This window comes from Streptomyces sp. NPDC059900 (genome assembly GCF_050270335.1).
Classification (GTDB): domain Bacteria; phylum Actinomycetota; class Actinomycetes; order Streptomycetales; family Streptomycetaceae; genus Streptomyces.
The window spans coordinates 1-14300 of sequence record NZ_JBNNJZ010000182.1; the positions used below are offsets into that span (position 1 = coordinate 1).

14 protein-coding genes and 1 pseudogene are annotated in these 14300 nt (G+C 69.9%); 1 reads left to right on the forward strand and 14 read right to left on the reverse strand.

From position 1 onward, the window contains the following. From ACQKIP_RS22940 to ACQKIP_RS22960, 5 genes and pseudogenes are all read right to left on the reverse strand, one after another. Nucleotides 1–139: pseudogene (locus tag ACQKIP_RS22940) on the reverse strand (amino acid ABC transporter permease); the annotation flags it as partial. Further along, complete coding sequence (locus ACQKIP_RS22945; protein ID WP_365863295.1) at nt 136–780, reverse strand: amino acid ABC transporter permease; 645 nt, start codon at nt 778–780, stop codon at nt 136–138. The gene ACQKIP_RS22945 and the pseudogene ACQKIP_RS22940, both read right to left, overlap by 4 nt. Before the next feature lie 9 nt (nt 781–789). Continuing rightward, nucleotides 790–1695: a glutamate ABC transporter substrate-binding protein gene (locus tag ACQKIP_RS22950; RefSeq protein ID WP_427743938.1), complete on the reverse strand. Its 906-nt coding sequence runs from the start codon at nt 1693–1695 to the stop codon at nt 790–792. 16 nt (nt 1696–1711) lie between these two features. After that, nucleotides 1712–2455 (reverse strand): amino acid ABC transporter ATP-binding protein, encoded by a 744-nt coding sequence (locus tag ACQKIP_RS22955; protein ID WP_365863292.1) that lies wholly within the window; start codon nt 2453–2455, stop codon nt 1712–1714. Between the two features lie 121 nt (nt 2456–2576). After that, entirely contained in the window at nt 2577–3017 is a 441-nt protein-coding gene (locus ACQKIP_RS22960; RefSeq protein WP_365863290.1) for a DUF6278 family protein, read from the reverse strand. A 251-nt stretch (nt 3018–3268) separates the two neighbouring features. Here ACQKIP_RS22960 and ACQKIP_RS22965 point away from each other — a divergent pair, with 251 nt between their 5' ends. Then, nucleotides 3269–5113 carry an SGNH/GDSL hydrolase family protein gene (locus tag ACQKIP_RS22965; protein ID WP_427743933.1) on the forward strand — a complete coding sequence of 615 codons (1845 nt, stop codon included), beginning with the start codon at nt 3269–3271 and terminating at the stop codon, nt 5111–5113. A gap of 64 nt (nt 5114–5177) precedes the next feature. Here the strand turns inward: ACQKIP_RS22965 and ACQKIP_RS22970 are convergent, their stop codons facing one another. The 9 genes from ACQKIP_RS22970 to ACQKIP_RS23010 all read right to left on the reverse strand — a co-directional run. Then, nucleotides 5178–5957 (reverse strand): exodeoxyribonuclease III, encoded by a 780-nt coding sequence (locus ACQKIP_RS22970; protein ID WP_365863286.1) that lies wholly within the window; start codon nt 5955–5957, stop codon nt 5178–5180. 45 nt (nt 5958–6002) lie between these two features. Further along, on the reverse strand, nt 6003–6635 hold the full coding sequence (locus ACQKIP_RS22975; RefSeq protein WP_365863381.1) for an MBL fold metallo-hydrolase: 633 nt from the start codon (nt 6633–6635) through the stop codon (nt 6003–6005). Between the two features lie 40 nt (nt 6636–6675). Beyond that, nucleotides 6676–7971, reverse strand: coding sequence for a 4-carboxymuconolactone decarboxylase (gene pcaC / locus ACQKIP_RS22980; protein ID WP_365863284.1), 1296 nt, complete (start codon nt 7969–7971; stop codon nt 6676–6678). Nucleotides 7972–8124: 153 nt separating this feature from the next. Beyond that, the gene (locus tag ACQKIP_RS22985; RefSeq protein ID WP_365863282.1) at nt 8125–9453 is read right to left on the reverse strand and encodes a sulfite oxidase; all 1329 of its coding nucleotides are present in this window, start codon (nt 9451–9453) and stop codon (nt 8125–8127) included. A gap of 53 nt (nt 9454–9506) precedes the next feature. After that, nucleotides 9507–10109, reverse strand: coding sequence for a sugar kinase (locus tag ACQKIP_RS22990; RefSeq protein WP_365863281.1), 603 nt, complete (start codon nt 10107–10109; stop codon nt 9507–9509). 4 nt (nt 10110–10113) lie between these two features. Further along, nucleotides 10114–11271 carry an ROK family glucokinase gene (locus ACQKIP_RS22995; RefSeq protein ID WP_365863279.1) on the reverse strand — a complete coding sequence of 386 codons (1158 nt, stop codon included), beginning with the start codon at nt 11269–11271 and terminating at the stop codon, nt 10114–10116. 190 nt (nt 11272–11461) lie between these two features. Beyond that, nucleotides 11462–12283, reverse strand: a complete 822-nt coding sequence (locus tag ACQKIP_RS23000; protein WP_365863277.1) for an ATP-binding cassette domain-containing protein — start codon at nt 12281–12283, stop codon at nt 11462–11464. Continuing rightward, nucleotides 12280–13350 (reverse strand): ABC transporter permease, encoded by a 1071-nt coding sequence (locus ACQKIP_RS23005; protein WP_365863276.1) that lies wholly within the window; start codon nt 13348–13350, stop codon nt 12280–12282. The genes ACQKIP_RS23000 and ACQKIP_RS23005 overlap by 4 nt, the downstream gene beginning before the upstream one ends. Then, a partial coding sequence (locus ACQKIP_RS23010) for a sugar ABC transporter substrate-binding protein (protein ID WP_427743936.1) occupies nt 13347–14300 on the reverse strand: 954 nt, incomplete at its 5' end. The genes ACQKIP_RS23010 and ACQKIP_RS23005, both read right to left, overlap by 4 nt.

Sequence of the window (14300 nt, forward strand, 5' to 3'; positions counted from 1 at the left end):
CGAACAGGAGGTAGAGGAGCCAGCCGACCAGGGCGAGCAGGACCACGGTGGAGAGCAGCCCGTAGAGCTTGTGTCTGCGCTCGGTCTTCGGGCCGGGTACGTCGTAGAGGGCGGTGGATTCGTGGGAGAGGGCTTTCATCGGGCGACTCCCCAGCGCTTTTCGAGGACGTTGAAAACGGCGCTGATGGCGAGGGTGATGATCAGGTAGCCGACGGCGATCCAGACGAACGTCCAGATGATGTTGTAACCGAGCTCACTGAGCGTCTTGTACGTGCCGAGCAGCTCGGTGACGCTGAACGCGCCCGCGATGGCCGAGTTCTTGGCGAGGGCGATGAGGGTGGAGCCGACCGGCGGGATGACGGACCGGAAGGCCTGCGGGAGCACCACCATGGACAGTGTCTGCCCGAAGGTCATCCCCAGGCTGCGGGCCGCCTCGCCCTGGCCCTTGGGGACGGTGTTGATGCCCGAGCGCAGTGCCTCGCAGATGAACGCGGAGGTGTAGCAGCCCAGCGCGATGACGGCGAACACCTTGAAGGGCAGGACGAGTCCGAAGCGCGGAAGACCGAGCAGCACCGCGAAGAAGAGCAGCGTGAGCGGGGTGTTGCGCAGGACCGTCACCCAGGCGGTGCCGAACGCCCGGAAGGAGCCGACCGGCGCCACCCGGAACGACGCCATGACGAACCCGAGCACGAGGGCCAGGATCGAGGCGTACACGGTGAGTTCGACGGTCCCGAGGAACCCCTTGCCGAAGGTGGAGAAGTTGTCTGTCAGTACGTCCACGACGCCTCCTCAGCTCGCCGGGTAGCGGTCGATGGCGGGCGGCTTCGGCGCCGGGACTCCGGAGAGGCCGAGCGTGGCGTCGTAGGCCTTCTTCCAGTCGCCGTCCTTCTCCCTGGCGGCCAGCGCGTCGTCGACGGCGAACCGCAGCGCCGTGTCGTTCTTGGGCACGCCGATGCCGTAGGGCTCCTTCGAGAAGGGTTTGCCGACCACCTTGAGCTCGTCGGGCACCTTGGCCGCGTATCCGATGAGGATTGCGTCGTCGGTGGTGACGGCGTCGACCTGGTAGGTGAGCAGGTTGTCGACGCAGACCGAGTACGTGTCGTACGCGACGAGCGTCGCCTTCGGGTAGTCCTTCTGGATGCGCTGGTAGGGCGTCGATCCGGCCGCCGAGCAGACCTTCTTGCCGTCGAGGTCCTGCGGCCCCTTGATGTCGTCCTCGTCGGTGCGCACGAGCAGGCCCTGGCCTGCCATGTAGTAGGGGCCGCCGAAGCCGACGAGGTTCTTGCGGAGGTCGTTGATGGTGTACGTGCCGACGTAGTAGTCGATCTGCCCGTTCTGCAGGGCGGTCTCGCGGTTCGCCGACGCGATCGTCTTGAACCGGGTCGACGCCGGTTCGAAGCCGAGCGAGGCCGCGACCATCTTGGCGATCTCGATGTCGAAGCCGGAGTACGCCCCGGTGGCGGGGTTCTTCTCGCCGAGGAAGGGCTGGTCCTCCTTGGCCCCGACGACGAGGTGGCCACGCCGCTTGGCCTTCTTCCAGGTACCGGAGTCCGGCAGCGAGAATCCCTTCGCCACTTGGTACTTCGGCAGTTCGTCGGGCTGCGGCCCCTTCACCGGGGGGCTGCCCTCCTTGCCGCAGGCGCTCGCGGCGCACGCGGCGAGGACGAGCGCCGCGAGCAGACGTGTCGTACGCATCATGCCTGGCCCCCCGTCAGTGCTTGAGGATCTTGGAGAGGAAGTCCTTGGCCCGGTCGCTCTCCGGATTGTTGAAGAAGTCCTCGGGGGCCCGGTCCTCGACGATGCGGCCGTCGGCCATGAAGACCACGCGGTTGGCTGCCGAGCGGGCGAAGCCCATCTCGTGGGTGACGACGACCATGGTCATGCCGTCGCGGGCGAGGCCCTGCATGACCTCGAGCACTTCGTTGATCATCTCGGGGTCGAGGGCGGAGGTCGGCTCGTCGAAGAGCATCACCTTGGGCTCCATGGCGAGCGCGCGTGCGATGGCCACACGCTGCTGCTGACCGCCCGAGAGCTGTGCCGGGTACTTGTCGGCCTGTGTCGCCAGGCCCACCCGGTCCAGGAGTTCACGGGAGCGCCGCTCGGCCTCGTCCTTCTTGCGGCCCCGCACCTTGACCGGCGCGAGGGAGACGTTCTGGAGCACGGTCTTGTGCGCGAAGAGGTTGAACGACTGGAACACCATGCCGACGTCGGCGCGGAGCGTGGCCAGTGCCTTGCCCTCTTCCGGAAGCGGCTGCCCGTCCAGTGCGATGGCTCCCGACTGGATCGTCTCCAGACGGTTGATCGTCCTGCAGAGCGTTGATTTCCCCGACCCTGACGGGCCGATGACCACGACCACCTCCCCCTTGCCGACGGTGAGGTTGATGTCCTGTAGGACATGCAACTTCCCGTAGTACTTGTTCACATCACGCAGCTCGATCAGCGGATCGACGGCCATGCCCTGCCCTGCCCACTCTCGGCGGTGTCGGTCCGCGCAAACTATCCACGCGAAAACGGGACTTATTGGACGACACGCACGTATGGACATTAACCGTATTTGTAGTTACATCGAACTGCGGTTACGTTTCCGAGGCTTCCGCGAAGACCTGGGTCAGCTCGGGAGCGCCGTGCACGGCCCAGTCGAGACCCGCCTCCACCACCTGGATCTCGCGCCCCGAAGCGAGCCGCACGACGGGGCTGCCCGCGGGCCAGACGTGCCAGACGGCGCCGGGCACCGTACGGACGATGACCGAACCGAGGTACAGGCCCGCGTCGTTGCCGAGCCACGGCAGCAGTTCGGGGTCGTCGCGCCAGCGCGGCAGGAGTTGGTCGAGGGCGGTCAACGAGGCCGCGGAGTCGTCGAGTTCGAGACCGGCGCCGGCGGCCTGGGAGCGAAGCAGCTCGCATTCGGAGAGGAGTTCGGCCACGCCCGCCGGATCCTCGTCGAACGCCGAGGCGAGTACCGAGCCCCGGTCGGCGGACTCCTGCCGGCGCCGCCTGCCGAAGAAGGAGATGTTCATGATCGGCCTCTCCGATGGATGTCAACGCCCCAAGAATGTATCTTGCATCAGTTGATCACGGAATGAGGCGAATCGCTCCGCGCGGCCGTCGGGCGAGGATTCGTCGGGCAGTGTGCCCCGCATGCCTGCGGATACGCGCCGGTGGAACCGGGCCCCGACCGCTCCGGGGGCGTCGCCGTACGGCATCCCGGCGAGTTCGGGTCATGTTCACGCGCACCTCATTGACGCTTCTCTCCGGTCTCCTTAGCTTCATGGCGCACCTGTCGTCACGTCAGCTTCAGCCAAGGGAGGGGTCCGGTGTGCGCCCACGCAGCTCGCGTACCACGCGTACCGCACGTATCTGGGGAGCGGCCGCCGTACTCGCGGTGCTCACCGCCGCCGTACCTGTGGCGACGGCACAGGCCGCGCCGCACAGACCCGGGCCGCTCCCCCTGGAGCGGCTCTTCGACAACAGGGCGGTCAGTGACGACGCACGGCCCGGTGAGGCGGACTTCGACGGTTCGGGCGGCTCCCTCTCGGCGCAGGACCTGAGCGCGGCGGGCTGGACTCCGGGCCGTTCGCTCGCCGTGGACGGGGCCCGGCTCACCTGGCCCCGCACCCGCACGGGCCAGGCGGACAACGTGCGGGCCGACGGGCAGTCCGTGCGGCTCCGCGGGCGCGGGGACGCGCTTGCGTTCCTGGTCGCGGGCACGGGCGGCGACGCGAGCGGCACGGGGACGGTGCGCTACCGGGACGGGTCCAGGGGCACGTACCGGCTGACGGCGCCGGACTGGCGCTCGGGCCCGCTCGCCACCAAGGCGGTCGCGCTGCCGCACGTGAACACTCCCGGCGGCCAACTCGCCGAGAAGACACGGCTGTACGTCGTGACCGTGCCGGTGACGCGGGGGCGCGAGATCGCCTCGGTGACCCTGCCCAAGGACCCGGGCGCCCCGGATCTGCATGTCTTCTCGCTCTCCGTGCGCCAGGCCACGAAGGGCTGGACCGGCACCTGGTCGGCCTCGACCGCCGGGTACACCGCGGTGGGCCCGTGGACCGACCGCACCGTGCGCCTTGTCGTCCACACGAGCACGGGCGGGCCCCGGGTGCGCATCCGGCTCGACAACACCTTCGCCTCGGCTCCGGTACGGATCGGGAGCGCGACCGTGGCGGTGCAGGAGTCCGGCGCGGGGGCGCGGGGCGAGCCGCGGCGGCTGTCCTTCGGCGGCAGGGGCCACACCGAAGTCCCGGCCGGCACACAGGCGTTCAGCGACCCGCTCGACTTCGACGTGCCCGCGGACACCAACCTCCTGGTGAGCTTCCACCTCCCGGGGACGGTGCTGACCGCGCCCGTCCACAGCCAGGCCATCCAGACCTCGTACGTGAGCGGCCCCGGCGATCACGCGGCGGACGGCTCCCCGCAGGCGTACACCTCCACGATCTCGACCTGGCCGCTGCTCACCGGAGTCGACGTGAGCGGCGGGCCCGGTTCGGTGGTGCTGCTCGGCGACTCCATCACGGACGGCGTGAAGTCGACGCAGAACGCGAACCACCGCTGGCCCAACGTGCTCGCGACGCGGCTGCTCCAGCAGGACGAGGTGCCGCGCTTCGGGGTCCTGAACCAGGGGATCTCGGCGAACCGCGTGATCGCGGACCGCTATCCCGGCGACGGCGTCTCCACCGACACGGGCGGCGTGAGCGCGCTGCACCGCCTGGACCGTGATGTGTTCGCCCAGACGTCGGCCCGTACGGTCGTGGTCTTCGAGGGCGTCAACGACGTCCGCTGGGGGGCGTCGGCGGACCAGGTGACGGCCGGGATGCGGGAGATCGCCGAGCGGGCGCACGCGCGGGGCCTGCGGGTGCTCGCGGCGACGATCGCGCCCTGCCAGGGCGAGTCCCTGTGCACGGCGGCGGCGGACGCGGAGCGCGTGAAGATCAACGACTATCTGCGCGGCGGCGACGACTTCGATGCCGTCCTGGACTTCGACGCGGTCCTGCGGGACCCGGCGAATCCCTCGCGGATGCTCGCCGCCTACGACAGCGGGGACCATCTGCATCCGGGGGACGCGGGGCTCGCGGCGATCGCGGAGTCGGTGGATCTGGAGGCGCTGGAGCCGTAAGGGCGCGCTGGAGCCGTAAGGCGAGGGGCTTCCCCGCGCCCCGCACGGGGGCGCGGGGAGCCGGTCAGACCTCCAGGTCCACCACGACCGGCGCGTGGTCGGACGCGCCCTTGCCCTTGCGCTCCTCGCGGTCCACGTACGAATCCGTCACGGCCTTCGCGAACGCCTCGTTCCCGTACACCAGGTCGATGCGCATGCCCCTGTTCTTGGGGAAGCCGAGCTGGCGGTAGTCCCAGTACGTGAACGGGTGGTCGTACTTCAAGGGGCGCGGCACGACGTCCGAGAGGCCCGCTTCCCGCAGGGCGGCGAGCGCGGCGCGCTCGGCGGGCGTCACGTGCGTGGCGCCCTCGAACAGGGCGGGGTCCCACACGTCCGCGTCGGTCGGGGCGACGTTGAAGTCACCGAGAACCGCGAACGGGCGCGCTCCCGCCGCGTCGGAGGCGACCGCGGCCTTCAGGGCCTCGAACCACTGCAGCTTGTAGCCGTAGTGCGCGTGGTCGACCTCTCGGCCGTTGGGCACATAGACCGACCAGACCCGCGCGGGACCGCAGGTCGCGGAGATCGCGCGCGGTTCCTGCACCCCTTCGTAGTCCGGGCCGCCGGGCAGGCCGATCGTCACGTCCTCCAGGCCGACCCTGGAGAGCAGCGCGACTCCGTTCCACCGGCCTGTCGCGTTCACCGCGGATTCGTATCCCAGCTCGCGCAGCTCGTCGGCGGGGAAGCCCTCGGCGGTGGTCTTGGTCTCCTGGATGCACAGCACATCCGTACCGCTGCTCTCCAGCCAGGCGAGCAGCCTCGGCAGCCGAGCGGTGATCGAGTTCACGTTCCAGGTGGCAATGCGCATGCTTCACAACCTACCGGCCGCCACTGACAGCCCCGGCCCTGCCGGTCACAGTTCGGCCGACTCCCCCGGCGTGAGCCGCAGGTGCTCGGCGCCGCCGAGCGACCCGATCTGCGAGTCGTAGATGGGGCGGGCCAGGTCCGTGAGCAGCGCGTCGTGCACGTCGTAGGCGCGTTGCGGCTTGACCTCGCGTACGTAGTCGATGACCTCGGAGATCTTGCTCCAGGGGGCCATCACCGGCAGCATCAGCGTCTCCACCGGCTGGTCGGGGACGGTCAGCGCGTCACCGGGATGGAAGACCGAACCGTCCACCAGATAGCCGACGTTCGTGATCCGCGGGATGTCCGGGTGGATCACGGCGTGCAGCTCGCCGTGCACCTGTACGTCGAAGCCCGCGGCCGTGAAGGTGTCGCCGTTCCCGACGGTGTGCACCCGCCCGGGGAAGGCTGCCGAGATCTTCTCCGCGACGGATCGCAAGGTCCAGATCCTGGCGGCCGGGTTGGCCTCCAGGGCGGCGCGCAGCCGGTCCTCGTTGAAGTGGTCGGGGTGCTCGTGCGTGACGAGGATCGCGTCGGCGCCCAGCGCCGCGTCCTCCTCGGTGAAGCCACCGGGGTCGATGACGAGCCTCTGACCGTCCCGCTCCAGGCGGACACAGGCATGCGTCTTCTTCGTGAGCTTGATGCGCTTCGCGGCAGTCGTCATGCCCCCATCCTGCTACGCCTCACTCCTGGGGCGTGGTTTCCTCGCGGATCACGGCCTGGGCGACCTTGAAGGCGGAGTTCGCCGCGGGGACGCCGCAGTAGACGGCCGCCTGGAGCAGCACTTCCTTGATCTCCTGCGGGGTGAGGCCGTTGCGCAGGGCGGCGCGGGTGTGGAAGGCCAGCTCGTCGAGGTGGCCGCCCGCCACGAGCGCGGTGAGGGTGACGCAGCTGCGGGAGCGGCGGTCGAGGCCGGGGCGGTTCCAGACCTCGCCCCACGCGTAGCGCGTGATGAGCTCCTGGAAGTCCTCGGAGAAGTCGTCGGCCGCGGCGAGCGCCCGGTCGACGTGCGCGTCGCCGAGCACCTCGCGGCGGACCTTGATGCCCGCTTCGTACGGGTCGGGGCGCCCGCTGCCCACAGCCTCGGGCTGCTCCGTGGGGCCGATCTCGGCGACGGGGAAGACGGGGATCGGCGGTGCGAGCACCGGCTTGACGGGCGGTGCGCCGATCGCCGCGTGCGTCCCGGTGTCGGTCGCGAGCGGCCAGGCGGTGGAGAAGTGGCGTACGAGCAGGTCGGTGACGGCGGCGGGCTGCTCGACGGGCGCGAGGTGGGAGGCGCCCGGCACCACGGCGAGGCGGGCGTCCGGTATGCCGGCGACGAGGGTACGGGCCTCGCCCTGCCCGGTGACCTGGTCCTCCGAGCCGACGAGAACGAGCGTGGGCACCCCGATCCGCCCCAGTTCGGCGCGCACGTCGAAGGCGGCGAGGGCCTCGCAGGCGGCGATGTAGCAGCCGGGGTCGGTCGTACGCACCATCTGTACGGCCCAGTCGGTGATCGCGGGCTGCGCGGCGGCGAAGCCCGGCGTGAACCAGCGCTCGGGGGACGTACGCGCGATGGGGTCGAGGCCGTTGCTCCGCACGATGACGCCGCGCTGGCGGAACTCGTCGGCGGAGCCGAAGCGCGGCGACGCGGATATCAGCGCCAGCGAGGCGACGCGCTGCGGGTGCCGCAGGGCGAGCTCGGCACCGATCGCGCCACCGAACGCGCAGCCCGCGTAGCCGAAGCGGTGCACGCCGACCTCGTCGAGCGTGGCGAGGAGCCGCTGGGCGAGCTCGCCGACGGAGCCGCAGGGATGCGCGGGGGCGCCCCCGTGTCCGGGCATGTCGAAGCGGAACACGCGCCACTGCTTGATCAGCTCGGGCACCTGCCGGTCCCACATGTGCCACGTGGTACCGAGCGACGGCCCGAGGATCAGCACGGGTGCGTCTTCGGGGCCGTCGAAGCGGTACTGGAGGCCAGGGGTATTCGTCTCGCTCACCGCTCTACGCTAACCGTCGAAGCTGACGCGTGAGTAAGAGGGTGCGCAAGCTCTCTCCGAACACCCCCGGAAGAAAACAGACATGAGCGACGTTCCGCCCCACATCAATACCGAGGCGGTGGAGACCGCACTCAAGCCGGGCATCGACTGGCCTCACACCACCGTCACAGGGTGCCGCACCACCGCGTCGAACAGGTAGCCCTGCGTGTTGTGCGGTGTCGTCTCCGGCTGGGTGTGGCCCGTGGTGTCCGTGGCGCGGGCCAGGAGTGTGGTCGGGCCCGGGGTCTTGGGGTGCCAAGGGGTGGTCCAGCGGGTCCATGTGGCGCGGTGCGGGGTGTCCTTGAGGCGGGCGCGGTGCCAGGTCGTGCCCGCGTCCGTGCTGATGTCCACCCGGGTGATCGCGCCCGTCGCCGACCAGGAGCGGCCGGTGAGGTGGTGGGTCGTGGCCGCCTCGACGCGTCCGTTCCACGGGAGTTCGAAGGCGGACTTCAGGGTCTGGTGGGTCAGGGGGGCGCTGCCCTCCGGGGGGTACTTGTCGCCGAACAGGCGGTAGAACTGCGTGTTCCACGGCGAGTAGAGCGGCTGTGCCGATACTTCGATGTCGCCCACCCACTTGATCGACGCGATGCCCACCCACGACGGGACCAGGACCCGCACCGGGTAGCCGTGGTCAGCAGGGAGCGGGGCGCCGTTCATCTCGTAGGCGAGGATGACGTCGTCAAGGGCCTTGGAGACCGGCAGCGGGCGGCGGACCCTGCCCAGGTTCGTGCCGTCGTCGGTGACGTACTCCGCGTCCAGGCCCCTGGGCAGCACGTCCACCGCGTGGCGGGACACGCCTGCCCTGCGCAGGACTTCGGAGAGGCGTACGCCGCGCCAGCGGGCGTTGCCGATCGCTCCCAGGGTCCAGGCGGTGCCCGAGGCCGGCTGGCCCTGCTGGGTGGTGAAGAAGCTCCTGCCGTTGCCCGCGCATTCGACGAAGGCGGTGCGCGTCACCGACGGGAGGCGTTTGAGGTCCGCGAGCGTGAACTCCCTTGCCCCGCCGTACTCCAGACCGCCGCCCTTGAGGCCGTCGCCCCAGATCTTCAGGCTCCACGTCCTGGCGTCCAGGCGCGGCGTCGCCGTGTGATTGCGCACGAAGAAGTGGGACGCGGGGGTGAGGAAGGGTGTCCCGGCGAGCGCCTCGAACTTCGTCTCCGCGTTCGTGCCCCGGATCGTGAAGCGTTCCGCGGGCAGCGGCTTCACGATGCCGGGGGCGGCCGCGGCGGTGACCGACGCACCGGTGGCCGCCTGCGCGCGTGGTGCGCCGAGGGCCGGGACGGCGCCCGCGGCGCCCGCCGTGACTCCCGCCGCCGCCAGGAGCCGCAGCATGTCCCTGCGCGCCACGCCGTCCGCGCGCGCCTGACCCGCGAGCCACTGGGCACGCCGGCGTCTGTCGTATCCCTCTTCGGATGCCGCGTCGTCGGACGTCTCTGTGGAGATCATGCGCGTCATCGTACGAGCCGGTGCCGCGGCAACTCACCGATGAAACACGCCAGTTACGGGGTTGTCGTAGACACTACATAGACCATCGGGTGATCCGGATTCACGCGGTTCACCACCACGTCCAGGGTCGGCGCCGGGTCCTTCTTCCGATGGGTGATTCCCAGCCAGGGGCCCGGATCCGTGAACTGCCAGCCGACCACCTTGCGGTCGCGCTTGCTGATCGTTATGTCGTTCTTCTCCAGCTCACCGGTGCTCGTGCCGATCTGCTGGAGGAACTTGTCCAGGCCCTTGTTGCTCGTCAGGAACTGGGCGTACAGACGGCTGGTGCGCCAGTTGTTCGTCTCGTAGTAGGCGACTTCCCTGGAGTAGTGCGGGATCGGCACGTCGTAGAGACGGCGCTGCACCTTGGACGGCCAGCCCGCGGTGAGACCGGTCGCGGAGTACTTGGCCTCCTTGTCGCGGCCGCTGTTGCGGCTCTGGTTGGCGGAGATCACCAGATAGCCGGCCGGTACGCCGATCAGGAGCACGATGATCGTGGCCGTCAGCCAACGGCGGCGGATCATGTGGCGGCGGCCCTCGCGGGGGCGGCCACCCCCGTCGGCGGGGTCCGGGGATTCCGCGGAGTCCGGGGACGAGGGTTGTCGGGGGACGGTCATCTGCTTACTGGGTTCCCTGAGAGGTGCGGTCGTTGGTGCGGCGGGCTTCCGCGTAGCGCTCGTAGCGTTCGTGGCGCTCCACCCGGCGGCGGTTCGCGCGGCGGAAGCGGCGGGCCACCAGGCGGGCCAGGTCGGCGGCGCCCACCATGCCCGCCTCGGGGCCGAGCTGGGCGCGGGCAATACGGGCCTCGGGGCGGTAGCCGCGTCCCGTCAGCTGGCGGCGGAAGGCGTCGCGTGCCGGGCCGATCAGGAGGTCGTCGGCGGCCGAGACGCCGCCGCCGATCACGAAGCAGGAGGGGTCGAGGGCCGCCGCGAGGTTCGCGATGCCGACGCCCAGCCACTGGCCGATGTCCTGGAGGAGCTCGACGCACATCGCGTCGCCGTCCCGGGCCAGCTCGGTGATCAGGGGGCCCGTGATGTCGGGGATGTTGCCCTTGACCCGCTCGATGATCCCGTACGCGACCGGGGAGTCGGCCGCGGCGAGCTCGCGGGCCTCCCGGACCAGGGCGTTGCCCGAGCTGTACTGCTCCCAGCAGCCGCGGTTGCCGCACGGGCAGCGGTGGCCGCCGGGGACGACCTGCATATGGCCGAACTCACCGGCCACGCCGAACTTGCCGCGCTTGACCTGGCCGTCCTCCAGGATCGCGCCGCCGATACCGGTACCGAGCGTGATCATGACCAGGTGGTCCTCGCCGCGGGCCGCACCGAAGCGCCACTCCGCCCATGCGGCGGTGTTCGCGTCGTTGTCGACGAGCACGGGGACCGCGAGCCGGCCGGAGAGGCGGTCGCGCAGGGGTTCGTTGCGCCAGGACAGGTGCGGGGCGAACAGGACGCGGTTGCGGTCCGCGTCGACCCAGCCGGCCGCGCCGATGCCCACCGCGTGCACGTCGTGCCGGTCGGAGAGGTCCAGGACCAGCTCGACGATGGTGTCCTCGACGACCTTGGGGCTCTTGGACTTGTCCGGGGTCTCCGTACGGAGGGTCTCCAGGATGTTGCCGTCCGCGTCGACGACACCCGCCATCACCTTCGTGCCGCCGATGTCGATGCCGACGGTGGGGACGCGGGGCGCCGTCAGATGTGATCGGCGCTCACGCGTGCCCACGGTCCGCAGAACGGTGGCTCGGGCGGAGCCGCGGTGCGCGAGGTCGCGGTAGGTGCTCATTGCGGCGATTCTGCCTCACACTCGCGGGGGCGCGCACAACGGACCCGGTGCGCCCCGTCAGGGGCGCGGGGAACTGCGCGCTCAGCCCGGGAAAAGCCGCAGTCGCGTCTGCCGGGTGACCGGGCAGAGGCGACTGCGGGTTGTTCGTGGCTTGTCGCGCAGTTCCCCGCGCCCCTTGCAGGGGCCTTGCTCAGCGCTTTTCCAGTTCGTGGCGGAGGTCGTCGAGTTCGCTGCCGCCTGCCATCTGGCGGGTCAGTTCGTCGAGGGTCACCTCGTCGCGGGCGTAGCTGCCGAACATCGTGCCGCGCTTGAGGAGGACGAAGCGGTTGCCGACCAGGTACGCGTGGTGCGGGTTGTGCGTGATCAGGACCACTCCGAGGCCCGCGTCCCGCGCCGCCGCGACGTACTTCAGGACGACGCCCGACTGCTTGACGCCGAGCGCCGCCGTCGGCTCGTCGAGGACCAGGACCTTGGCTCCGAAGTACACGGCGCGCGCGATCGCCACGCACTGGCGCTCGCCGCCCGACAGGGTGCCGATGGGCTGGTCGACGTCGCGCAGGTCGATGCCCATGCGAAGCAGCTCCGCGCGGGTCGTCTCGCGCATGAGGTCGACGTCCAGGCGCTTGAAGGGGCCCGCGCCCTTCGTCGGCTCGGAGCCGAGGAAGAAGTTCCGCCAGACCGGCATCAGCGGGACCACCGCGAGGTCCTGGTAGACCGTGGCGATGCCGCGGTCCAGGGCCTCGCGCGGCGAGCCGAGCTTCGCGTCCTCGCCGTCGATGCGGAACTCTCCCGCGTCGTGCCGGTGCAGCCCCGCGATGATCTTGATGAGGGTCGACTTGCCCGCGCCGTTGTCGCCCAGGACGCAGGAGATCTCGCCCGCGTGGACCTCCAGGGAGACGCCTTCGAGGGCGCGGATGTTGCCGTAGTACTTACTGACGTCGTCGAGCTCGACGAGCGGGGTCCGGTCGGGGCCCGGCACGGCGTCGGTGACTTCGGTCGATTCGGTGCTCACTTCGTCGCCTCCGCGCGCTTGCGGACCCAGTGGTTGAGCAGGGTCGCCAGGAGCAGCATCACTCCGAGGAAGAACTTGAACCAGTCCGGGTTCCACTCGGCGAACACGATGCCCTTGCTGACCATGCCGAAGATGAGGGCACCCACGGCCGCGCCGACCGCGGAGCCGTATCCGCCGGTGATCAGGCAGCCGCCGATGACGGCCGCGATGATGTAGATCAGCTCGTTGCCGACGCCCTCGCCGGACTGGACGACGTCGTACGAGAAGAGCAGGTGCTGGCCGGAGACCCAGGCGCCGAAGGCGACGCCCATATAGAGGCCGATCTTGGTCGCGGCGACCGGGACGCCGACCGCGCGGGCCGCGTCCTCTCCGCCGCCGACCGCGAAGATCCAGTTGCCGACGCGGGTGCGGAGCAGGACCCAGGTGGCGACCACGATCAGGCCCAGCCACCAGAGGATGGTGATCTTGAAGTCGACGCCGCCGATGGTGAGCGTCGAGGCGAAGACGTCCTTGGCGGAGGTGAAGCCCTCCATGTCGGCGATCGACTTCGTGGAGACCGTGCCGCTGATCAGCTTGGTGAAGCCGAGGTTCATGCCGGTCAGCATCAGGAACGTACCGAGCGTGATGATGAAGCTCGGCGGGTCGGTGCGGGTCAGCATCACGCCGTTGAAGACGCCGATGGCCAGGGTCACGACGAGCGAGACGAGCACGCCCACCCAGACGTTCGCCGTCATCTGGTAGCTGAACATCGACGAGATCAGCGCGGAGGTCGTCACCATGACGCCCGCCGACAGGTCGAACTCGCCGCCGATCATCAGGAGCGCGACCGGCACCGCCATGATGCCGAGCGTCGATGCCGCGTAGAGCACCGTGGCGAGGCTGGTGGCCTGGAGGAAGCTGTCGGCGGCGACGGCGAAGAAGATGAAGACGGCGATGGCGCCGACGACGGAGCCGAGCTCGGGGCGGCCCATCAGCTTCTTCAGCGGCGAGGACTTCAGGAGGCGCTCGTCCGTCTTCGTGCCCGGAGAGCCCGGGGACGGCGCGGGCGCCGGGGCTGTGGCGGTCATCGGGTCCCTCGCTTCGCGTAGTCCTCCAGCTCGTCGGCCTGGTCCTTGGTGACGATCTGCGGTCCGGTGAGGACCGGCTTGCCGCCGCCGAGCACATCGGCGTTGTACTTGTAGAGCCAGAGCAGGTCCACGGCCTCATAGCCCTGGAGGTAGGGCTGCTGGTCGACGGCGAAGCCGAGATCACCGCTCTTGAGGCCCGCCGCGACCTTCTCGTTCAGGTCGAAGGTGTCGACCTCGGCCTTGCTGCCCGCGCTGTCGGCGGCCTTCACGGCGGTGTCCGCGAAGGGCGCGCCGAGCGTGACGACCGAGTCGATCGACTTGTCGGACTGGAGCCTGGCCTCGATGGAGGACTGCACGTCGGGCATGTTCGTGCCGGTCACGTACAGGTTCTGCATTTTGCCGTCGAAGGTCTTCTTGGCGCCCTCGCAGCGCTGCTCGTGCCCGACGTTGCCCTGCTCGTGCAGGATGCAGAGCGCCTTCTTCTTGCCGCGCTTGTTGAGCTCGTCGCCGACGGCCTCGCCCGCGATCGTCTCGTCCTGGCCGATGTGGGTGAGCGCGCCGAAGGCCTTGGACTCCGCGGAGCCCGAGTTCACGGTGATCACCGGGATGCCGGCCTTCTTGGCACGGGCCAGGGCGCCCTTCATCGCGTCGGGCTTGGCGAGGGTGACGATGATGCCGTCGACCTTCTTGTCGATGTACGAGTCCACGAGCTGGGCCTGCTGCTGGGCCTCGTCGTCGTGGGAGTACAGGAACTTGATGTTGTCCTTGCGGGCGGCCTGCTCGGCGCCTTCCTGGACGATGTCCCAGAACGTGTCGCCGTCACCCGAGTGGGTCACCATTCCGAACGTCCAGTTCGGCGTGTTCACCGCGGCCTTGCCCTGTGCCGTTGCCGCCTTGCGTGCGTCCTCGGCGCGCTTGCCTCCGGTGCTGCTGCACCCCGCGAGGGATAC